This window comes from Pseudomonas sp. TH21, assembly GCF_016651025.1.
GTDB lineage: Bacteria > Pseudomonadota > Gammaproteobacteria > Pseudomonadales > Pseudomonadaceae > Aquipseudomonas > Aquipseudomonas aylmerensis.
Window position 1 is genome coordinate 1,887,758 of record NZ_JAEKEQ010000001.1, and the last position, 19,834, is coordinate 1,907,591.

18 protein-coding genes, 4 tRNA genes and 1 pseudogene are annotated in these 19,834 nt (G+C 62.8%); 17 read left to right on the forward strand and 6 right to left on the reverse strand.

What is annotated here, in order from left to right:
- Positions 1 to 9 precede the first annotated feature (9 nt).
- The 8 genes from JFU04_RS08505 (at position 10) to JFU04_RS08540 (ending at position 6,820) form a co-directional block, all read left to right on the forward strand.
- Positions 10 to 357 (forward strand): DUF4389 domain-containing protein, encoded by a 348-nt coding sequence (locus tag JFU04_RS08505; protein WP_201143841.1) that lies wholly within the window; start codon positions 10 to 12, stop codon positions 355 to 357.
- Positions 354 to 803 (forward strand): phosphohistidine phosphatase SixA, encoded by a 450-nt coding sequence (gene sixA, locus JFU04_RS08510; RefSeq protein WP_065901506.1) that lies wholly within the window; start codon positions 354 to 356, stop codon positions 801 to 803. Before JFU04_RS08505 ends, sixA begins: the two co-directional genes overlap by 4 nt.
- A gap of 85 nt (positions 804 to 888) precedes the next feature.
- The gene (locus JFU04_RS08515; RefSeq protein ID WP_201143842.1) at positions 889 to 2,538 is read left to right on the forward strand and encodes an AMP-binding protein; all 1,650 of its coding nucleotides are present in this window, start codon (positions 889 to 891) and stop codon (positions 2,536 to 2,538) included.
- A 31-nt stretch (positions 2,539 to 2,569) separates the two neighbouring features.
- Entirely contained in the window at positions 2,570 to 3,013 is a 444-nt protein-coding gene (locus JFU04_RS08520) for a hotdog fold thioesterase (protein ID WP_201143843.1), read from the forward strand.
- Positions 3,014 to 3,110: 97 nt separating this feature from the next.
- Complete coding sequence (locus JFU04_RS08525) at positions 3,111 to 3,914, forward strand: alpha/beta fold hydrolase (protein ID WP_201143844.1); 804 nt, start codon at positions 3,111 to 3,113, stop codon at positions 3,912 to 3,914.
- Complete coding sequence (locus tag JFU04_RS08530) at positions 3,911 to 4,765, forward strand: alpha/beta hydrolase (protein WP_201143845.1); 855 nt, start codon at positions 3,911 to 3,913, stop codon at positions 4,763 to 4,765. Before JFU04_RS08525 ends, JFU04_RS08530 begins: the two co-directional genes overlap by 4 nt.
- Positions 4,766 to 4,867: 102 nt before the next feature.
- Positions 4,868 to 5,686, forward strand: coding sequence for a DUF4892 domain-containing protein (locus JFU04_RS08535; protein WP_106804678.1), 819 nt, complete (start codon positions 4,868 to 4,870; stop codon positions 5,684 to 5,686).
- A 72-nt stretch (positions 5,687 to 5,758) separates the two neighbouring features.
- Entirely contained in the window at positions 5,759 to 6,820 is a 1,062-nt protein-coding gene (locus tag JFU04_RS08540; protein ID WP_065901486.1) for an AI-2E family transporter, read from the forward strand.
- 31 nt (positions 6,821 to 6,851) lie between these two features.
- Here JFU04_RS08540 and JFU04_RS08545 read toward each other — a convergent pair whose 3' ends face one another.
- Together JFU04_RS08545 and JFU04_RS08550 are read right to left on the reverse strand one after the other, a co-directional pair.
- Positions 6,852 to 7,886, reverse strand: a complete 1,035-nt coding sequence (locus JFU04_RS08545; protein WP_065901483.1) for a sensor histidine kinase — start codon at positions 7,884 to 7,886, stop codon at positions 6,852 to 6,854.
- Entirely contained in the window at positions 7,886 to 8,650 is a 765-nt protein-coding gene (locus tag JFU04_RS08550) for a response regulator (RefSeq protein WP_065901925.1), read from the reverse strand. Before JFU04_RS08550 ends, JFU04_RS08545 begins: the two co-directional genes overlap by 1 nt.
- 259 nt (positions 8,651 to 8,909) lie before the next feature.
- On the opposite strand from JFU04_RS08550, the gene pyrF reads away from it, so the two are divergent.
- Positions 8,910 to 9,608: an orotidine-5'-phosphate decarboxylase gene (gene pyrF, locus JFU04_RS08555; protein ID WP_065901481.1), complete on the forward strand. Its 699-nt coding sequence runs from the start codon at positions 8,910 to 8,912 to the stop codon at positions 9,606 to 9,608.
- A gap of 103 nt (positions 9,609 to 9,711) precedes the next feature.
- On the opposite strand, the gene JFU04_RS08560 is transcribed toward pyrF, so the two are convergent.
- Entirely contained in the window at positions 9,712 to 10,719 is a 1,008-nt protein-coding gene (locus JFU04_RS08560) for an NADP-dependent oxidoreductase (protein ID WP_065901479.1), read from the reverse strand.
- Between the two features lie 228 nt (positions 10,720 to 10,947).
- Between JFU04_RS08560 and JFU04_RS08565 the strand changes: the two genes are divergently transcribed.
- The 4 genes and pseudogenes from JFU04_RS08565 (at position 10,948) to JFU04_RS30570 (ending at position 15,409) form a co-directional block, all read left to right on the forward strand.
- Positions 10,948 to 11,709, forward strand: coding sequence for an SDR family oxidoreductase (locus tag JFU04_RS08565; protein WP_201143846.1), 762 nt, complete (start codon positions 10,948 to 10,950; stop codon positions 11,707 to 11,709).
- A 204-nt stretch (positions 11,710 to 11,913) separates the two neighbouring features.
- Positions 11,914 to 13,326: an aminotransferase-like domain-containing protein gene (locus tag JFU04_RS08570; RefSeq protein ID WP_201143847.1), complete on the forward strand. Its 1,413-nt coding sequence runs from the start codon at positions 11,914 to 11,916 to the stop codon at positions 13,324 to 13,326.
- A 997-nt stretch (positions 13,327 to 14,323) separates the two neighbouring features.
- Positions 14,324 to 14,503, forward strand: a pseudogene (locus tag JFU04_RS30565) (HAMP domain-containing protein); the annotation flags it as partial.
- Between the two features lie 201 nt (positions 14,504 to 14,704).
- Positions 14,705 to 15,409: a methyl-accepting chemotaxis protein gene (locus JFU04_RS30570; RefSeq protein WP_410017422.1), complete on the forward strand. Its 705-nt coding sequence runs from the start codon at positions 14,705 to 14,707 to the stop codon at positions 15,407 to 15,409.
- A gap of 34 nt (positions 15,410 to 15,443) precedes the next feature.
- On the opposite strand, the gene JFU04_RS08580 is transcribed toward JFU04_RS30570, so the two are convergent.
- The gene (locus tag JFU04_RS08580) at positions 15,444 to 16,256 is read right to left on the reverse strand and encodes an alpha/beta fold hydrolase (RefSeq protein ID WP_201143849.1); all 813 of its coding nucleotides are present in this window, start codon (positions 16,254 to 16,256) and stop codon (positions 15,444 to 15,446) included.
- 445 nt (positions 16,257 to 16,701) lie between these two features.
- A complete protein-coding gene (locus tag JFU04_RS08585; RefSeq protein ID WP_065901461.1) occupies positions 16,702 to 17,472 on the reverse strand; it encodes a hypothetical protein in 771 nt (256 codons plus the stop codon).
- Positions 17,473 to 17,831: 359 nt separating this feature from the next.
- On the opposite strand from JFU04_RS08585, the gene JFU04_RS08590 reads away from it, so the two are divergent.
- From JFU04_RS08590 to JFU04_RS08605, 4 genes are all read left to right on the forward strand, one after another.
- A tRNA-Glu gene (locus tag JFU04_RS08590) sits at positions 17,832 to 17,907 on the forward strand.
- Positions 17,908 to 17,911: 4 nt separating this feature from the next.
- Positions 17,912 to 17,987 (forward strand) — tRNA-Gly (locus tag JFU04_RS08595).
- 104 nt (positions 17,988 to 18,091) lie between these two features.
- A tRNA-Glu gene (locus JFU04_RS08600) sits at positions 18,092 to 18,167 on the forward strand.
- 3 nt (positions 18,168 to 18,170) lie between these two features.
- Positions 18,171 to 18,246: transfer RNA gene (locus tag JFU04_RS08605), tRNA-Gly, on the forward strand.
- A gap of 53 nt (positions 18,247 to 18,299) precedes the next feature.
- Here the strand turns inward: JFU04_RS08605 and pdxR are convergent.
- Positions 18,300 to 19,781, reverse strand: coding sequence for a MocR-like pyridoxine biosynthesis transcription factor PdxR (gene pdxR / locus JFU04_RS08610; protein WP_201143850.1), 1,482 nt, complete (start codon positions 19,779 to 19,781; stop codon positions 18,300 to 18,302).
- Positions 19,782 to 19,834 lie beyond the last annotated feature (53 nt).

Here is a 19,834-nt window from a genome sequence, read left to right on the forward strand (position 1 = left end):
GAACGCGTCATGAACGATCCCAAAGCAGCCCCCAAGTACGAGTCGATTGCCCTGCGCATCCTGTGGATGCTGGTGTTTGCCCTGGTGTGGCAGGTCGCGCAGTTCCTGCTCGGCGCGCTGGTGGTGGTGCAACTGATCTACCGCCTGATCTACGGCGCCCCGAACCTGGGCCTGATGAACTTCGGCGACAGCCTCAGCCAGTTCCTCGCGCAGATCGGCCGTTTCGGCAGCTTCCATACCGAGCAGAAGCCCTGGCCTTTCGCCGATTGGCCAACCCCACGCGCACCAGAGGGCGAGGCCGCCCACAGCGTGCCGCCGGCACCGCATCCGGTGCGCGATGAAGAGCCGAAACTGTGAAGCTCTGGGTCTTGCGCCACGGCGAGGCCGAAGGGCATGCACGGTCGGACGCCGAGCGTAACCTCACCGAGCATGGCCGCGCCGAAGTGTTGCGCAGTGCTGCGCACCTGATCGGCCAGCCGCTTAGTGCCATCCTCGCCAGCCCCTATGTGCGGGCGCAACAGACCGCGCACCTGGTGCGCGAGGCCTTGGGCTTTCAACCCGAGATTCGCACGGTGCCGTGGCTGACCCCCGACGGCAACCCGCAGCAGGTGCTGGAAAAACTCGACACCGATGACAACGTGCTGCTGGTCAGCCATCAGCCGCTGGTCGGCAGCCTGATCAGCTTTCTGCAGCATGGCCATCTGCGCCAGCCGCAGCCGATGTATACCGCCAGCCTGGCGGAACTGGAAGGCGACTTCCCGCTGGCGGGGCTGATGAGCCTGGTCAGCGTGAACAATCCGTAGGCGTTATCGCGGCTTTGTGTGTGCTATATAGTCAACCGAGCAAGTGCTTGGTTGGCTATCGTCGGACCACAAAGGAGCGCGTCCCATGCCCGTCGCTTTTCGTTTGCCGTTGCAGGTCTTCTTCGAACGTGAAGCGCGTCATCCGCGCAAGACTTTGCTGGTGCAGCCCATTGGCGGGGGAGTCGTACACTCCCTCACCTGGGGCGAAGTCGGCCACCAGGCCCGTTGCGCCGCGCACTGGCTGCGCGCGCGCGAGCTGCCCGCCGGTTCGCACATTGCCCTGATCTCGAAAAACTGTGCCCACTGGATCATCGCCGACCTGGCAATCTGGATGGCCGGTCACGTCTCGGTGCCGCTGTACCCCAACCTGACTGCCGACTCCGTCGCCCATGTGCTGACCCATTCCGAGGCGGCCCTGGTGTTTATCGGCAAACTCGACGACTGGCCCGCCATGGCCCCCGGGGTCCCCGCAGGCGTGCCGACAGTCAGCCTGCCGCTATGCCCGGCGGGCGCATTCGACTTCAGTTGGGACGACCTGCAAGCCTGTCCGCCGATCGAGGATGAGCCGCTGCCCGCCGCGTCGGACCTGGCCACCATCATCTACACCTCAGGAACCACCGGCCTGCCCAAAGGCGTGATGCACAGCTTTGGCGCCCTGGGTTTTGCGGCCACGCGCGGCACCGCGTTGTTCGGTTTGGGCGAGGACGACCGCCTGCTGTCCTACCTGCCGCTGTGCCACGTGGCCGAGCGGATGTTTGTGGAAATGGCGGCGATCTATACCGGGCAAACCGTGTTTTTCGCCGAAAGCCTCGACACCTTCCTGGTTGACCTGCGCAGGGCCAGGCCGACCGCGCTGTTCGGGGTGCCGCGGATCTGGACCAAATTCCAGCTGGGCGTCTACGCCAAGATCCCGCAAAAACGCCTCGACACCTTGCTGCGCCTGCCGTTTATCGGCAAGCGCGTGGGCCACAAGGTGCTGGCAGGCTTGGGCCTGGATGCATTGCGCATTGCGCTGTCCGGCGCAGCGCCGGTGCCCGAGGCGTTGTTGCGCTGGTACCAGCGCCTGGGCCTGGATGTGCTTGAGGTGTATGGCATGACCGAAAGCTGTGGCTACTCCCACGTCTGCCGCCCCGGCCAGCAGACCCTCGGCTGGATCGGCCTGCCGTGCCCGGAGGTCGAGGTGCGTATCGACCCAACCGGCGAAGTGCAGGTGCGCAGCGGTGCGACCATGCTCGGCTATTTCAAGGACCCGGGTAAGACCGCCGAAACCGTCACTGCCGACGGGTTCCTGCGCACCGGTGACAAGGGCGAGCAGGACGCCGACGGCCGCCTGCGCCTGACCGGGCGACTCAAGGAAATCTTCAAGACCAGCAAAGGCAAGTACGTGGCCCCGGCGCCGATTGAAAACCGCCTGGCCGAGCACGCGCGCATCGAGCAGGTGTGCGTGGTCGGCGATGGCCTGACGGCGCCGATGGGCTTGTGCGTGCTGTCGGCCCCGGGCCAGGACCGGCAAGCGTTGCAGGCCAGCCTGGAGCGCTGGCTGGAACAGGTCAACGCGGTGCTGGACAAGCATGAGCGCTTGCGCCAGCTGGTGGTGGTCAAGGACAACTGGGCCGTGGAGAACGGCTTCCTGACCCCGACCTTGAAGATCAAGCGCAACGTGATCGAGTCGACTTACGGCGCACAGTTCCCCGACTGGAGCGCGCGCACCGAGGCGATTGTGTGGCAGGATTAGGGGCGTAATAAAACCAATAAGGACACTGTGTATGAGCTTGTGGCGCACCCAACCGAATATCGAGCAACTCAACGCGATTCAGAAAAACACCATCGGTGAACTGCTGGATATCCGCTTTGAAAGTTTTGACGATGAGTCCCTGACCGCCAGCATGGTGGTCGATCACCGCACCCATCAGCCCTATGGCCTGCTGCATGGCGGTGCGTCGGTGGTGCTGGCCGAGAGCGTCGGCTCCATGGCTGCCTACCTGTGTATCGACCCGAGCAAGTTCTATTGCGTCGGCCTTGAGGTCAACGCCAACCACCTGCGCGGTGTGCGCAGCGGGCGCGTGACGGCGGTGGCCAGGGCCATCCATATCGGCCGCACCACCCAGGTGTGGGACATTCGCCTGACCAGCGACGACGGCAAGGCCAGTTGCGTATCGCGCCTGACCATGGCCGTGGTGCCGCTGGGCGAGAACCCGCCGACGCGATAGGCGTGGCGTGAGTGTCATCATTCCTGGCGGTTACAGTCATTGCTGTGGGGCGCCGGCGTGGTGACAATCAATCTCTGTATTTGTCGATGGGTCCGCTATGTCGCAGCACGTGTTTTTCGCCCATGCCAATGGGTTTCCTTCGGCCACCTACGGCAAGCTGTTCGCCGCCCTGGCCCCGGAATACGCGGTGGCTCACCTGCCCCAGCACGGTCACGACCCCCGGTTTCCGGTGGACGATAACTGGCAGAACCTGGTGGACGAGTTGATCCACCATCTTGAGCAGCAAGCGGAACCGGTGTGGGGCGTGGGCCATTCCCTCGGTGGCGTGCTGCATTTGCACGCGGCCATGCGCTGCCCGCAGCTGTACCGCGGGGTGGTGATGCTGGATTCGCCGGTGCTGACCCGCGCCGACCGCTGGGTGATTCGCGCCGCCAAGCGCTTTGGCTTTATCGACCGCCTGACCCCGGCCGGGCGCACCTTGGGTCGGCGGGAAGAGTTTTCCGACCTGGACGCCGCGCGCAGCTACTTTGCCGGCAAGACGCTGTTTCGCGGCTTCGACCCCGAATGCTTTGACGCTTACCTGCAACATGGCCTGCAGCAGGTCGGCGATCGCCTGCGCCTGCGCTTCGACCCGGCCACCGAAATCAGCATCTACCGCGGCGTGCCCCACACCAGCCCGGGCCAGGTGCGTCAATTGAAAGTGCCGTTGGCGGTGGTGCGCGGCCGGCAGAGCAGGGTGGTGATGCGTCACCATGCCAGCGGCGTCGGGCGCCTGCCCATGGGCGAAATGCTCACCATGCCCGGCGGCCACATGTTTCCCCTCGAGCGCCCACAGGACACCGCGACCCTGATCAAGAATCTGTTTGCCCGCTGGCAAGCCCGCGAGCGCAGTTGCGCATGAGTACGCCCGTCGAAGAAGTGCGCCTGAGCCTGCCGCATATCGAGCTGGCCGCCCATCTGTTCGGCCCCGAGGATGGCGTGCCGGTGATCGCGCTGCATGGCTGGCTGGATAACGCCAACAGCTTCGCGCGCCTGGCGCCGAAGCTTGCCGGCTTGCGCATTGTCGCCCTCGACATGGCCGGGCATGGACACTCGGCGCATCGTCCTGCAGGCGCCGGGTATGCCTTGTGGGATTACGTGTTTGACGTGCTGCAAGTGGCCGAACAGTTGGGCTGGAAACGTTTTGCATTACTTGGCCACTCCCTTGGCGCCATCGTCTCGCTGGTGCTGGCCGGAGCCTTGCCCGAGCGCATTACGCACCTGGGATTGATCGACGGCGTGGTCCCGCCCACCGCCAGCGGCGAGAGCGCCGCCGAGCGGCTGGGCATGGCCTTGCAGGCGCAATTGAACCTGCAAGACAAGCGCAAGCCGGTCTACGGCACGCTGGATCGGGCGGTTGAAGCGCGCATGAAAGGCGTGGTGGCCGTCAGCCGGGAAGCTGCCGAACTGCTGGCCCAGCGCGGTTTGATGCCGGTACCAGGCGGTTATACTTGGCGCACGGACAGCCGCCTGACGCTGGCTTCGCCGATGCGTCTGACGGATGAGCAGGCGATGGCTTTCGTGCGGCGTGTGGCGTGCCCGACACAGTTGGTGGTCGCCGCCGACGGCATGCTGGCGAAACATTCCGAATTGCTTTCTCAGCTGCCTTTCTCGTTCACCACGCTGCCGGGCGGCCATCATTTACACTTGAATGATGAGCCCGGCGCAGCTCTTGTTGCAGACTGTTTCAATCGGTTCTTCTCCACGCCTTGACTTGGCGCGGTCAACTGCCGAGGCTGGGCGGATTGAAAGGGAGTCAACCATGTACGATCTCAACACCGCTGCGACCTCCAATGGCCAGGGCTCACCGATCCGATGAGCCTGGGTAAAGGATGTATCCGCTTCCTCGGGCTGTGTGCTTTCAGCCCTCTGGTATTCGCCGCCGACGCACCGGGCAGTCAGGACCTGCCCAGCGTAGCTCGCCAGGTCGACGCACAAATCGTGGATTACCGCCCCGCTGAAGAAAAGGAACGCATCTACCCGATGGGCGCGATCCGCAAGATCAGCGGCCAGTTGCGTTACGAGGGCCAGGCCACCGCCCGTGGGCAAGCCACGGCGATCACCTATGAACTGCCCGCCGAGCACACCTCCAGCGCCGCGTTCACCGCGACGCGCGAAGCGTTGCAGGCCAAGGGGGCGCAACTGTTGTTCTGGTGCCAGGCCCGCGATTGCGGCGAGAGCAGCCTGTGGGCCAACGAAGTGTTCGGCAATGCCAAGCTGATGGGCGCCGATGGCCAGCAGGAATACCTGCTCTTGCGTCTCGCAGCCCCGCAGGATAATTCGCTGGTGGCGCTGTACGGCATCACCCGCGGCAATCGCCGCGCCTATCTGCATGTGGAACAACTGGACGCCAACGCGCCACTGGGCGACCTGCTGCCCACCTCGGCGACCCTGTTGCGCGAGTTGAAAAGCACTGGCGAGCTGGATTTCCCCACGTTGGGCGGCGAGCCTGACGACACCTGGCTGACCCTGATCTCCCGCGGCTTGAACCTGGACGCCACGTTGCGCGTCAGCCTGACCGGCGCCAGTGCCGAAGCCTGGCGCCAGGCCCTGGTCGACAAAGGTGTGCGCGCCGCGCGCATGGAAACCGGCACCGCTGAAGCCAAAGGCCTGCACCTGCATCTGATACGCTGACCGTTACAAGGCGGACGGACCCGTGCCGTTCGCCTAAGCTCTCTTCCTACAGCCTTTTTCTAGAGATACCCCATGCTCAATAACGATCGCCTGCTGGTGCAAATCCTGCTGCTGGTGCTGTTCGGTGCCAGCTTCTGGGTCATGGCGCCGTTCTGGTCGGCGCTGTTCTGGGGCGCGGTACTGGCGTTTGCCAGTTGGCCGGTGATGCGCTTGCTCACGCGCGCGCTGGGCGGCCGTGAATCCCTGGCGGCCGGGATCCTGACCCTGGTCTGGATGCTGCTGGTGGCGGTACCGCTGGTGTGGCTGGGCTTCAACCTGGCGGATCATGTGCGTGATGCCGTGGCGTTGATCAAGGATATTCAGGTCGACGGCTTGCCCGAAGCCCCCGCGTGGCTGGGCTCGATCCCGGTGGTTGGCGAGCGGCTGGTGGCGATGTGGGACAGCATCGACCAGCAGGGCGCGGCGCTGATGGTCAGCATCAAGCCGTACCTGGGGCAGGTCGGTAACTGGTTGCTGGCGCGCAGTGCGCAGATCGGCGGCGGCATCCTCGAACTGACCCTGAGCCTGGTGTTCGTGTTCTTTTTCTACCGTGACGGGCCGCGCCTGGCCGTATTCGTACACCGTCTGCTGGAGCGGTTGATCGGCGAGCGTGCCGGTTACTACATCGAACTGGTGGCCGGCACGGTACAACGGGTGGTCAACGGTGTGATCGGTACGGCGGCTGCCCAGGCCTTGCTGGCGCTGATCGGCTTCCTGATCGCCGGTGTCCCGGGCGCGCTGGTGCTGGGCATCGTCACCTTCCTGCTCAGCCTGATCCCGATGGGCCCGCCGCTGGTGTGGATCCCGGCCACGGCCTGGCTGGCGTGGAAGGGCGACTACACCTACGCGGTGTTCCTGGGGGTGTGGGGCACGTTTATCATCAGCGGCGTGGACAACGTGCTCAAGCCTTACCTGATCAGCCGTGGCGGCAACCTGCCGCTGGTGATCGTGCTGCTCGGGGTGTTTGGCGGGTTGATTGCCTTTGGCTTTATCGGCCTGTTCATCGGCCCGACCTTGCTGGCAGTGGCGTACAGCCTGCTGATGGATTGGAGTGCAACCCAGGCGCAAGGGCGGCGCGAAGACACCCGTTCATAACCCGTAGGAGCCGGCAAGCCGGCGCCTGCGTTCAGGCGCGGGGCAGCCACATCACGGCGGTCAAGCCGCCGCCCGGGGTCTCTTCCAGGGTCAGGCTGCCGCCCAGGCGCTCGGCGGCTTCCTTGGAAATCGTCATGCCCAGGCCGACGCCGCCGGAATTGCGATTGCGCGAACCTTCCAGCCGATAGAACGGCTCGAACACGGCCTCACGCTTGTCGGCGGCAATGCCCGGGCCATGGTCGATCACGCGGATGACCAGCGCATCGCGGCTGTCCGACAACTCGACGCGCGCCGTCCCGGCATAGCGCAGGGCATTGTCGATCAGGTTGTTGAGGCACGAACGCAAGGCCATCGGTTGCACCTGCAAGGGCGCGCAGGTGCCGGCAAATTGCACATCGGAGCCCTGATCCTGGGCGTTCTCGCTCAACGACTCCACCAGCGCCTGCACATCCAGCCAATGCCGGGTTTCGCTGGTGCGTTGTTCGTGCAGGTAGCTCAACGTGGCGTCGAGCATGCCGATCATGTCATTCAGGTCCTGGCGCATCTGGCCTTGCAGCTTGACGTCGTCGATCTGCTCCAGGCGCAGCTTGAGGCGCGACAGCGGGGTGCGCAGGTCGTGGGAGACGGCACCGAGCATGCGTGCGCGTTGGCTGACCTGCTCGCGGATGCGTCGCTGCATCAGGTTGAAGGTCGATGCTGCCTGCTTGGCCTCTCGCGGGCCCAGTTCGTCGAGGGGCGGGCTGTCGAGGTCCAGGCTCAGGCGTTCGGCGGCTTCACTCAGGCGCTGGATCGGCCGGCTCAGCAACTTGGCGCCATACCAGGCGGCGATGATCAGCGAGATGAACTGGAACGTCAGTGGCACTGCCGGGCCGTTGAACCAGGAGCGCTTATGCTTGGGCAACAGCTTCATCGTGCCGTCCGGCTGCTCGACGAAAGTGCCCTGCGGCGGTGGTGGCGGCGGACCGTAATGGTGAAACCAGAAGAACCCCAGCAGGTGGGCCAGCACAATAGCCACCAGCAACACGCCGAACAGCCGCCCGAACAGCGTGTTGAAGGGGGCCCGCATCAGCCGATATCCCGGGCGTCGAACAGGTAGCCTTCGCCACGCACGGTCTTGATCAGTTGCGGGGCTTTCGGGTCATCCCCGAGTTTTTGCCGCAGGCGCGACACCAGCAGATCGATGCTGCGATCAAAGGCTTCGATCGAACGGCCACGAGCGGCATCCAGCAATTGCTCACGGCTCAATACCCGACGCGGGCGCTCGATAAACACCCACAGCAGGCGGAATTCGGCGTTGGACAGCGGCACGACCAGGCCATCGTCGGCCACCAGTTGACGCAACACACTGTTGAGCCGCCAGTTATCGAAGCGAATATTCGCGCGCTGCTCGGTGCGGTCATCCCGCACTCGGCGCAGGATGGTCTGGATGCGCGCCACCAACTCGCGCGGCTCGAACGGCTTGGACATATAGTCGTCGGCCCCCAGTTCCAGGCCGATAATGCGGTCGGTGGGCTCGCAGCGGGCGGTGAGCATCAGGATCGGGATGTCCGATTCGGCGCGCAACCAGCGGCACAGCGACAGCCCATCCTCGCCCGGCAGCATCAGGTCGAGCACCACCACATCAAAGGTTTCGGCTTGCATGGCCTGGCGCATCGCTGCGCCGTCGGTCACGCCGGTCGCAAGAATATTGAAGCGCGCGAGGTAGTCGATCAGCAGTTCGCGGATCGGCACATCGTCGTCAACGATCAGCGCGCGGGTGTTCCAGCGCTTGTCATCGGCGATCGCCGCGCCTTTTTGCTCGTCATTTACAGGGACGGAAGGGGTATGCATAGTGCGATCATCTGCCTGGTTGTTGCGGTCAGCATAGGCGCCCAGCCCCATGGCTGGAAGTGCTGGTCGGTGGGTCGTGCGGGCGAGGCTAGCCCTGGGGCGTGTTGGGCGCATGTCGTGAATGTATCAATTTTGAAATAATTCCCGGAAATGCCCGACTGACGGCGGTTGGTCAGTATTTACCGATCATCGGATCCCGCTACGGCGCCGCTTGCGCTACAATCCGCGCCGATTTCGACTTGCCTGAGAGCCCATTCCAATGTCCGCCTGCCAGACTCCTATCATCGTCGCCCTGGATTACCCCACTCGTGACGCCGCACTGAAGCTGGCTGACCAGTTGGACCCCACGCTTTGCCGGGTCAAGGTCGGCAAGGAACTGTTCACCAGTTGCGCCGCGGAAATCGTCGGCACCCTGCGTGACAAAGGCTTCGAGGTGTTCCTCGACCTGAAATTCCACGACATCCCCAACACCACCGCGATGGCGGTCAAGGCCGCCGCCGAGATGGGCGTGTGGATGGTCAATGTGCACTGCTCCGGCGGCCTGCGCATGATGAGTGCCTGCCGGGAAGTGCTGGAACAGCGCAGCGGCCCGAAGCCCTTGCTGATCGGCGTGACCGTGCTTACCAGCATGGAGCGCGAAGACCTGGCCGGCATCGGCCTGGATATCGAGCCTCAGGAGCAGGTCCTGCGCCTGGCCGCCCTGGCGCAGAAAGCCGGCCTCGATGGCCTGGTGTGCTCGGCACTGGAAGCCCAGGCCCTGAAAGCTGCGCATCCGTCGCTGCAACTGGTGACCCCAGGCATTCGACCGGCCGGCAGCGCCCAGGATGACCAGCGCCGCATCCTCACGCCACGCCAGGCACTGGATGCAGGTTCCGACTACTTGGTGATCGGTCGCCCGATCAGCCAGGCGGCGGACCCGGCCAAGGCGTTGGCGGCGGTGGTTGCCGAAATCATGTAAGCGCTGACCGCAGCGCCTCGGTGTCGCTCAAACACCGAGGCGCCTGCGTCACGGGCAAGCCCGGCTCCCATATAACAGTGGTGACCGGACTGCCTGTGGTATGTCAGCTGACCTTGAGCACCAACTTCCCAAAGTTCTCGCCGTTGAACAGCTTCATCAACGTTTCCGGGAACGTCTCCAGCCCTTCCACGATATCTTCCTTGCTCTTGAGCTTGCCCTGCGCCATCCAGCCGCCCATTTCCTGGCCGGCAGCTGCGAAGTTGGCGGCGTGGTCCATCACCACGAAACCTTCCATGCGCGCGCGATTGACCAGCAGTGACAGATAATTGGCCGGACCCTTCACGGCTTCCTTGTTGTTGTACTGGCTGATGGCACCGCAGATCACCACGCGGGCCTTCAGCGCCAGGCGGCTGAGCACGGCGTCGAGAATGTCGCCGCCGACGTTATCGAAATACACATCGACCCCTTTGGGGCACTCGCGCTTGAGGGCAGCAGGCACGTCTTCGCTTTTGTAGTCGATGGCGGCGTCGAAGCCCAGTTCATCGACGAGGAACTTGCACTTGTCGGCGCCGCCGGCAATGCCGACTACGCGGCAGCCTTTGATCTTGGCGATCTGCCCGGCAATGCTGCCCACCGCGCCGGCGGCGCCGGAGATCACCACGGTCTCACCGGCCTTGGGTGCCCCGGTATCAAGCAGGGCGAAGTAGGCGGTCATGCCCGTCATGCCCAAGGCCGACAGGTAGCGCGGCAGCGGGGCAAGCGTCGGATCGACCTTGTAGAACCCGCGCGGCTCGCCGAGGAAGTAATCCTGCACCCCCAGCGCGCCATTCACGTAATCGCCTACGGCAAATTTCGGGTTGTTGGAGGCAATCACCTTGCCCACGCCCAGCGCGCGCATGACTTCACCAATGCCCACCGGCGGAATATAGGACTTGCCTTCATTCATCCAGCCACGCATGGCCGGGTCGAGGGACAGGTATTCATTGCGTACCAGCACTTGCCCGTCCTGGGGCGTGCCAACCGGCACTTCCTGGTAGGTGAAGGTATCCCGGGTGGCTGCGCCGACCGGGCGCTTGGCGAGCAGGAATTGACGGTTGGTCTGGGCGGTCATGGCAGCGACTCTTCTGGAAATGAACCTCAAGTGATAGACCTTGAACGCGCGCGGGGCAAGGTTGACCGAAGGCGCGAATGCCCGCCGATAGGCCTTGCTGATAGTCATGCAGTGGGCCTTATCACTGCGATTCATGCAGCCCCAACCGGTCTTCTGATAGTGCTGACGCGCCCAGCGCGGCGTTGGCTAGACTCGACCCACGGCTATTTTTCCCACAGGACATCCCCCATGAGCATGACGTTTTCCGGCCAGGTCGCCCTGGTCACTGGCGCCGCCGCCGGTATTGGCCGCGCTACCGCGCTGGCCTTCGCTGACGAAGGCTTGAAAGTGGTGGTCGCCGACCTGGATGTGGCCGGCGGTGAAGGCACCGTAGCTTTGATCCAACAGGCCGGAGGTGAGGCGCTGTTCGTGCGTTGCAATGTCACCCTTGAGGCGGACGTGCAACAACTGATGGCGCAGACCGTTGCTGCTTATGGCCGCCTGGATTACGCCTTCAATAATGCCGGGATCGAGATCGAGAAGGGCAAGTTGGCGGACGGCAGCCTGGATGAGTTCGACGCCATCATGGGTGTCAACGTCAAGGGGGTGTGGCTGTGCATGAAACACCAGCTACCGCTGCTGCTGGCCCAGGGCGGCGGGGCGATCGTCAACACGGCGTCTGTGGCGGGGTTGGGGGCCGCGCCGAAAATGAGCATTTACGCCGCCTCCAAGCATGCCGTGATCGGCCTGACCAAATCGGCGGCCATCGAGTATGCGAAGAAGAAAATCCGCGTCAATGCCGTCTGCCCGGCGGTGATCGACACCGATATGTTCCGGCGAGCCTATGAAGCCGACTCGCGCAAAGCCGAATTTGCCGCGGCCATGCACCCGGTCGGGCGTATCGGCAAGGTCGAGGAAATCGCCAGTGCGGTGCTCTACCTCTGTAGCGATGGCGCTGCATTCACCACTGGCCAGGCACTGGCGGTGGACGGTGGCGCAACCGCAATCTAGGACCTCGCGCGGCGCCCCAATCGAAAAGGGATTGGGGGGCTGTGGGGTATTTCCAGAGCTGGCAAAGTGCCGCGCCCGAATGTGTATCACCAGGTAAATAACCTAATAAAATCAATAATTTAATAAATCTTAGCAGCCGGTCATGACGGCCTTCTGTGCTTAACTCTTTGGGGTTGAATAACAGACAGTTGAAGTGAGTGGCTCATGGATTTAGGGATCGATCGACAAGCCCTTGTACCGGTGGTGCAGCAAATCGTCAGCGCCGTGGCGGAGTGGATTCGCAGGGACGGGGTAAGTCCCGGCACGCGCCTGCCGTCCGTGCGGCAGTTGGCCCTCGATAACCTGCTCAGCCAGTCCAGCGTGATCGAGGCATTCGAACGGATGGTCGCCCAGGGCGTGTTGGCTGCCAGGCCGGGCTCAGGCTTTGTGGTGGCCCCGCCGACCGCGCTGACCGAGGGGCACTGGTATGAAGGCGCGGAGCGGGAGTGGGGCGCCTTTGCCGATAATCCGCTGGGAGAGCTGAAGCTCGGCTGTGGCTGGTTGCCGGATGCCTGGCGCGAAAGCGATGACATCAGTTACGCGATTCGCGAAGTCACCCGTACCGACACGGGCGGCCTGTTCAACTACAGCACGCCCCTGGGCCTGGCAGCGCTGCGCGAGCAACTGCTCAAGCGCCTGTCCCGCTTGCATATTGTCACCAGCCTCGACCGTATCCTTACCACTGGCGGCGCCAGCCACGCCCAGGACCTGCTTATTCGCACATTGCTCAGGCCCGGTGACAGTGTGGTGGTTGAAACCCCCGGTTACGGCAACCTGTATCGGCAACTGGCGTTTCACGGTGTGCGGTTGCTGGAAGTGCCGCGTACCCGCGCAGGCCCGGACATCCCGGCGCTGGAAGCCCTGTTGCAGCGCCATCGGCCCAGGTGCCTGTTCATCCACAGCCTGTATCACAATCCCACCGGCACCAGCCTGAACCGCGCAGTGGCCGAGCGTCTGCTGGAGTTGGCGGGCAGCAAAGACTTCCTGATCATCGAAGAAGATGTCTACGGCGACTTGCAGCACGCCAGTTGCACGCGGCTTTCGGCGCTGCCCCATGATGATCGGGTGATCTATGTGGCGAGTTTTTCCAAGTGCTTGAGCAGTGCCTTGAGAGTCGGCTACCTCAGTGCCAGTACGACGCTCATCGAGCAACTGGCCAGCCTCAAGACCCTGACCGGTTTCGGCACCTCGCGATTTGCCGAGGCGGTGGTGGCCACGCTACTGGCCAATGGCACGTACCGCAAATGGGTGCAGCGCTTGCGCAAGCGGTTGAGTATTGAGATGGTCGCGACCCTGCAAGTCCTGGAGGATGAGGAGTGGGAGGTGTTCGCGGTGCCGGCCGGCGGCATGTTCGTGTGGGCGCGGCCAGGCGGCGGCGATCGTTCGCGGTTGCAGGCCTGTGCGCGGCGGCTCGGGGTGTTGCTGGCGCCTGGCGCGTTGTTCAATCCAGGCGGTGAACCCAGCGATTGGCTGCGCATCAATGTGGCCTACGCGGCTGACCAGCGTGCCCAGGCGTTTTTCCGGGCCTTGGGGCCTGCCAGATCGACCTCGACCATTCTGAAAACGACGAGCAAGTAGCTTTTTGCCATTATTCAGGCGCCAACGTCTTGTGCTCAGTGCCTTGGGGTTGCCAATCTCGCTTCTGGTCAACCGGGCTTGATGGCATCTGCCATTGCAAGAGGATGCAAGTGCAATGATTTCGGGCGTGCAACGACGTTTCGCCAACCTCGGTATGGCGAAAAAGCTGGGCTTGGGGTTCACCTTGGTACTGCTGCTGACGGCCGTGGTCGCGGCCATTGGCGTGTGGTCCCTGCAGACCGTTGGGCAACGCTTCGAAGGCCTCACGGCGATGTCATCGCTCAACAGCGGGTTGCTCAAGGTGCGCCTGATCGAACAGGACTACGCGCTGCACGCCGACCCCAAGGCGGTCGATGCCCTGCACGCCAGTGTCGACGCCTTGGCCGCCCAGGCGGCGAGCCTCAAGGCGCAGTCCGCCGCGAATGGGCCGGTGATGGGCGATGTCGAACAGGCCCTGGCCGCCTACCGCAAGGCCTTCGATGAATTCGTCGAACTGACCCAGACCAAGGACCTGGCGCTGGAAATGGCCAGTTGGTCGGTGTCCAGCGTGGCCAATAACCTCGACGTGTTGCAGGCCGGGCTGGCGGACGACGGCGCGTATGGCTTGAAGGAAAGCCAGGGCAAGGAGGGCGCCGAATTCATTGAGCAGGCCGGGCAGGTCAGCCAGGTCTCGCGCCTGATGCTGCAGGCGATGAACGAAGCCCATGTGCGCCTGGACCAGAGCCGCAAGGTGGATGCGGACGACGCCGAACAAGGCAAGATCGAGCAGGCCGACCAGGCCCTGGCCCAGGTCGAACAACTGAAAACCTCGGTCAAGGACCCCGGTTATCAAACGGTGCTCAACGAGGTCTCTGGGCACATTGCCGCGTTCAGCGAGAAACTCGCTGAATACACCGGCCTGCTGGCACAGGAAAAAGGCGTCTACAAGCAGCTGCGCGATCGCGCCGAGCAAGTGGTCAGCCGCGTCAACCAGGCGTATGACGCCGAAGACCAGTCGATGCAGGCGCAACTGAAGAAAAGCGCGCTGCTGATCATTGGCTCGTCGGCCCTGGCCCTGCTGGTGGGCTTGATTGCGGCCTGGGTGATTACCCGCCTGATCGTTGCGCCGCTGCGCAGTGTGATTGCCGTGGCCCAGCAGATTGCCGCCGGCGATCTGAGCGGGCGCATGGAGGTCACTCGCCGTGATGAAATCGGCCAGCTGATGCAGGCGATGCAGCAGATGGGCAATGGCCTGAGCCAGATGGTCAGTGGCCTGCAGGCGGGTATCGAGCAACTCGCCAGCTCGGCGCATTCGCTCTCCAGCGTCACCGAGCAGACCAATGTCGAGGTCAGCAGCCAGAAGGAAGAAACCGAGCAAGTGGCCACGGCCATGAACCAGATGACCGCCACCGTGCATGACGTGGCGCGCAATGCCGAAGAGGCCGCGCAAGCCGCGCAGACCGCGGACGACAAGGTCGACTGTGGCCAGCAGGTGGTGCGCCAGAGTCTGCAGCGCATCGAGCTGCTCGCCACCTCCAGCACCCATGCCAGCGCCAGCATCGAGAGCCTGAGTGCCGAGATCCAGAACATCGGCACAGTGTTGGGTGTGATCAAGAGCGTCGCCGAGCAGACCAACTTGCTGGCCCTCAACGCGGCTATCGAAGCCGCCCGCGCGGGTGAGCAAGGGCGTGGCTTCGCCGTGGTGGCCGATGAGGTGCGGGCGTTGGCCAAGCGCACCCAGCAATCCACCGAAGAAATCGAACGGCTGGTCAGCACCTTGCGCAACGCGGCGCAGTCTTCGGTGCAGCAGATCCAGCAAAGCGGCGAGCTGGTGAAACTGGCCGTCAGCGACGCGCTGGAAACCGAAAGTGCGCTGGGCAGCATCGCGGTGGCGGTGTCACTGATCCAGCAGATGAACCAGCAGATTGCTGCCGCCGCCGAGGAGCAAAGCTCGGTGGCCGAAGAGATCAACCGCAGTGTCACCAGCATTCGTGCCAGTGCCGATCAATCGGCGTTGAGCATGCAGGGCAACGCTGCGTCGAGTATCCAACTGGCGCAGCTGGGGGCGGAGCTCAAGGGGATGGTCGGGCATTTCCGGCTTTGATCGCCGTCTGGTTACCGCGATCAAAACGCCGGAGTCAGGTGTGGCTGGCCAGGAAAGTCAGCAACGCGCCATTCACGAACTCCGGATTTTCGCGGCTGGAAATATGCCCGGCACCTGGAATCAGCACCAGTGGGCAGCCAATCGACTCTGCCATCTCCCGAGCCTCGGCCGGAGGTCGTGGCTGGTCTTCTTCCCCACACATCACCAGCGTTGTAGCGGGGCTGAGCTTGTGCAACTGATCGAAGATATCGCTGCGACCAAAGGTGACGCGGCCCAGTGGCACGATGCTGTCACGCAGCTGCTCTGCGGAGAAGCCTGTCAGAGTGTGGCGGAAACCCTTGTACAAGGTCGATTCACGATCGATTCCCGGCCGAAAGAAAATCGGCGCGACGATATCCAGCAAATGCTCCGGGAAGTGGCCTGCGTCCTCGATCATCTTCAATAGCGAGAAGTAGTAGTCGCGGGTTGCCTGAGGTTCTGCGCCCAGATACGTGTCCATCAGCACCAGGCTATTGATCCGGCCGGGCTCCTTCAACGCCAGGCGTGCCCCCCACATGCCGCCGACCGAAAGGCCGACCAGATTGACCTTGTCGATTTGCAGGTGATCCAGCAGACGCAGTGCCTGGTCGGCCAGGTCGTCCAGGGACTCTGTGGTCTCGGACATTTGGCCTGATTGGCCATGGCCCCATAGGTCAGGGGCGATCACTCGATAATATTTCGCCAGGGCGTTGATCTGCGGCGTCCACATGTCGCTGTTCCACAGGTAACTGGAACCCAGCAAGACGACCGGGCCGGTGCCTTGGTCGACGTAGTGCAGCGGTTGTCCATCGATAACGGCGACAGGCATAGCGGGCCTCTGACTTTACGGAGTTAGGGGCACGTTTTTACCCTAGTCGGAGGCGGGGGGATAGATGCACATTGATGGCATTTTGTGGCAAGCCGCGTGTTGTGGGGGAGGGTTTGATGGGGGGTGTTATGTTTGAGGGTTGTTGAGGTGAATGGAGGTGTTGTGGATGAGGGGTGTTGAGGTGAATGGAGATGTTGTGGATGAGGGGCTGTTGTGGCGAGCGGGCTTGCCCCGCGTTGGGCTGCGAAGCGGCCCCAAAATCAGGCAGTGAGGGGGCAACTGAAACACCGCGTTTTGCTGTGATGGGGCTGCTTCGCAGCCCAACGCGGGGCAAGCCCGCTCGCCACAACAAGCCCGCTCTTCACAACAAGCTCGTTCGCCACAACAAGCGGGCTTGCCACAAGAAGCGGGCTCGCCTCAACGAGCGGGCCCGCAGGACGGCCACTCAGTCGTAGATGACTTTCTTTTTCCACTCGGCGTCGGCGTCGACCACTTTGAGGCCTTCGGTCAGCTCGTTGACTTCATCCTCAGCCGGCTTGCTGTTGGTCAGCACTGTCGAGTTGGCCTTGGCCAGTTGCGCTTCCAGCTGTTGCAGCTGCGCGCTGTAGATCACCGGTTCCGGCTGTTTGCGCAAGTACTGCACGCCACGCTCGAACGCCAGGCGGGCCTGGCCCGGTTGGCCTTGTTGCAGGGCATGCTGGCCAAGGTTGTTGAAAAACTCGATGTGCAGCAGCACCAGGATATGGCGAATTTCCTTGATCCAGTGCTTGGCTTCGTTGGTCGGCAGGAAGCCGTCCTGGGCGGCGCGGGTGACTTGGCCGTGCAGGGCTTCGAGCAGGAAACGCACGTCCTTGGCCTTGGCTTCGGTCTGGATCGGGGCGGGCGGGTTTGCCACCGGGATCGACTCGCCCTGAGCCACCAGTGCATTCAACTCGGTGATCCGGGCCTTGATCGGTGCGCTGGTCTTGTTGAGATTCAACAGGCGCTGGTTGACGTTGAGTTCCAGGCGGGTCAGCAACAATTTGAGCGCCGGCGTCATCAACTGGCCGGGGAAGGTCTCGGTGATTTCACCGCAACGGCGCAGGCGATCATTGAGCTCGATCTCGGTGCGCTTCTTTTCCAGCTTGTTGTTTTCCACCACGTGGTTCATGTAGCCAATGGCGATCAGTATTACGATCCCGGCTATTACCAGCAGGGTGATCATGAGTGGTGTCACCGGTGTGACCTCTTTATAGGGTTTGCTGTGGAGTGTAGAGACTGAGGCATCCGCCGGATAGGACTGAGCGACCAGTTGCCCGGGTAGTTTCTTCTATATAGGTAAGGCGTTCCCTGCATGGATGCACATTGCCATCATTTGCTGGAGCGAACTATAGCGCCTTGTGGTGCGCCAGAATATAGGCGTCAAAGCCCTAACGGGCAGAATGCCCGCCGGGGCCCGCAAAGCAGGGCGAAGTCATTGATTTAAATAAATTTATCCTTGGGGGTTGACGACCTTTCAATCCATCCATAGAATGCGCGCCACTTACAGCGTAAAGCACACAGCGAAACGCGGTAGGGAGTGAATGTTGTACGTGTGTCCCCTTCGTCTAGTGGCCTAGGACACCGCCCTTTCACGGCGGTAACAGGGGTTCGAGTCCCCTAGGGGACGCCAATATGCGGGAATAGCTCAGTTGGTAGAGCACGACCTTGCCAAGGTCGGGGTCGCGAGTTCGAGTCTCGTTTCCCGCTCCAAATTTAAGCAGTGTTGCTCTCGGGCGGCACTGAGTGAAACCAGGGCATAATCTTCGGATTTAATCTCTGGACACTGAAATACACACCATGTGTTTCAGTTGTGTGTCCCCTTCGTCTAGTGGCCTAGGACACCGCCCTTTCACGGCGGTAACAGGGGTTCGAGTCCCCTAGGGGACGCCATTTGCGGGAATAGCTCAGTTGGTAGAGCACGACCTTGCCAAGGTCGGGGTCGCGAGTTCGAGTCTCGTTTCCCGCTCCATATTCAATGAAAACGCCGATCAGCAATGATCGGCGTTTTTGTTTGTGCGCGTTTTATCGCAAGCTCGCCGCGTGGGCCAAACGCACTGTAGCCTCGCGGATTTCTGCCTGATTGAGTGCCGCAAAGCCCAGGCGCAGCGCATTTTCCGGCTGGTCCAGTGGCGAAAACTGCCGGCCACTGCGTACAACCAGCCCGTGATCCAGTGCCGCGCCGACCATCTGCTCGACGTTGATTTCATCGTCGAAGCGTACCCACAGCGCCAGGCCACCTTCCGGCTCGCGCACCTTGATTCGATCACCGAACGCCTCATGCAGGCAGCTCTGCAAGGTTTCGCGGCGGACGCGGTATTCCTTCGACACCCGGCGCAAATGCTTCTTCAACTCCCCATCATTGATCAGGTCGGCGAGCATTTTCTGCGCGACCGCATCGGCATCCCCCATCATCAGCGCGGCATTGCTGTGCAGGGCTTGGATCACATCCGTGGGCGCCACCACATAACTGCAGCGAAACGTCGAGCCAAGGGCTTTGGATAACGAACCGACATAGATCACATGGCGCTGCGAGCGGTCACTGGCGAGGGGGAGGTAGGGCCGCCCGTTGAAGTGGTATTCGTGGTCGTAGTCTTCTTCGATGATGCAGAAATCATGCAGTGCCGCCAACGCCAACAGCTGCTGGCGTCGCGCCGCGTGCAGGCTCACGGTGGTGGGGAACTGGTGGTGTGGGGTGAGATAGATCATCCGCACCTTGTGTTCGCGGCAGAGGCGGTCGATCTGGTCCGTGCGACAGCCTTCTTCGTCCATCTCCACGGTGACCAGTTGCGCGCCCAGCTTGCGGAAAATCTCCCACGCGGGTGGGTAACTCAGGCGTTCCACCAGCACCACATCTCCGGGTTTGAGCAGCAGGCTCGCGGTCAGGTACAGCGACACCTGGGTGCCTTGGGTGAGGCAGATATTCTCGGCGCTGACCGTCAACCCGCGGTTGTTGCGCAGCATCTCGGCCAGGGCGCAGCGCAAATGGTAGCCCGTGCCCTCGCTGCCGTAGCGCACGGTGTTGGAGCTGAAGCTGTTGCGCAATGCATTGCGGTAGTAGCGATGCAGGACGGCCTGGGGCAGCAAGCGGTGATCGCTGGTGCCGTTATCGAAAAACAGCGCGCCATGCCGATGCTGCAGTGCCGTCACCTGGGCGTTCTGGGCGAAATACGGGGCGACCGCCTGCGCCAGGATGGGCGGAGCGAAGGACTGTTGCGCGCGACTCGGTAACTGCTTGGGCGTCAGCTGCGCGTTGACGAAGGTTCCACGGCGTGGCTCGCTGACGAGCCAGCCTTTGGTCAACGCTTCTTCGTAGGCGAGGATCACGGTCTTGCGGTTGACGTCGAGCAACTGCGCCATTTCCCGCGTGCCCGGCAGCAATGTGCCGGGCGGCAATCGCCCTTCAACGATCGCGGTCACCAGGCCTTCGGCAATTTTGCGGTAGGACGCCTGGCCGTCACCCTCGTCCAGCTTGAGCAGCGGACGCCATTTACGCATCTGGACCATCTGAAGTATCCAAAACTGGAGGTTTTAATGGGCCTAGTCTAGCGCAACAATCA

Excerpts from the sequence above, each read along its gene's own strand:
- JFU04_RS08550 (WP_065901925.1), bottom strand. The coding sequence starts at position 8,650 with ATGCATACCCCTTCCGTCCCTGTAAATGACGAGCAAAAAGGCGCGGCG.
- JFU04_RS08535 (WP_106804678.1), top strand. The coding sequence starts at position 4,868 with ATGAGCCTGGGTAAAGGATGTATCCGCTTCCTCGGGCTGTGTGCTTTC.
- JFU04_RS30570 (WP_410017422.1), top strand. The coding sequence starts at position 14,705 with ATGACCGCCACCGTGCATGACGTGGCGCGCAATGCCGAAGAGGCCGCG.
- JFU04_RS08505 (WP_201143841.1), top strand. The coding sequence starts at position 10 with ATGAACGATCCCAAAGCAGCCCCCAAGTACGAGTCGATTGCCCTGCGC.
- pyrF (WP_065901481.1), top strand. The coding sequence starts at position 8,910 with ATGTCCGCCTGCCAGACTCCTATCATCGTCGCCCTGGATTACCCCACT.
- JFU04_RS08560 (WP_065901479.1), bottom strand. The coding sequence starts at position 10,719 with ATGACCGCCCAGACCAACCGTCAATTCCTGCTCGCCAAGCGCCCGGTC.
- JFU04_RS08540 (WP_065901486.1), top strand. The coding sequence starts at position 5,759 with ATGCTCAATAACGATCGCCTGCTGGTGCAAATCCTGCTGCTGGTGCTG.
- pdxR (WP_201143850.1), bottom strand. The coding sequence starts at position 19,781 with ATGGTCCAGATGCGTAAATGGCGTCCGCTGCTCAAGCTGGACGAGGGT.
- JFU04_RS08565 (WP_201143846.1), top strand. The coding sequence starts at position 10,948 with ATGAGCATGACGTTTTCCGGCCAGGTCGCCCTGGTCACTGGCGCCGCC.
- JFU04_RS08580 (WP_201143849.1), bottom strand. The coding sequence starts at position 16,256 with ATGCCTGTCGCCGTTATCGATGGACAACCGCTGCACTACGTCGACCAA.
- JFU04_RS08515 (WP_201143842.1), top strand. The coding sequence starts at position 889 with ATGCCCGTCGCTTTTCGTTTGCCGTTGCAGGTCTTCTTCGAACGTGAA.
- JFU04_RS08570 (WP_201143847.1), top strand. The coding sequence starts at position 11,914 with ATGGATTTAGGGATCGATCGACAAGCCCTTGTACCGGTGGTGCAGCAA.
- JFU04_RS08520 (WP_201143843.1), top strand. The coding sequence starts at position 2,570 with ATGAGCTTGTGGCGCACCCAACCGAATATCGAGCAACTCAACGCGATT.
- JFU04_RS08530 (WP_201143845.1), top strand. The coding sequence starts at position 3,911 with ATGAGTACGCCCGTCGAAGAAGTGCGCCTGAGCCTGCCGCATATCGAG.
- JFU04_RS08525 (WP_201143844.1), top strand. The coding sequence starts at position 3,111 with ATGTCGCAGCACGTGTTTTTCGCCCATGCCAATGGGTTTCCTTCGGCC.
- JFU04_RS08545 (WP_065901483.1), bottom strand. The coding sequence starts at position 7,886 with ATGCGGGCCCCCTTCAACACGCTGTTCGGGCGGCTGTTCGGCGTGTTG.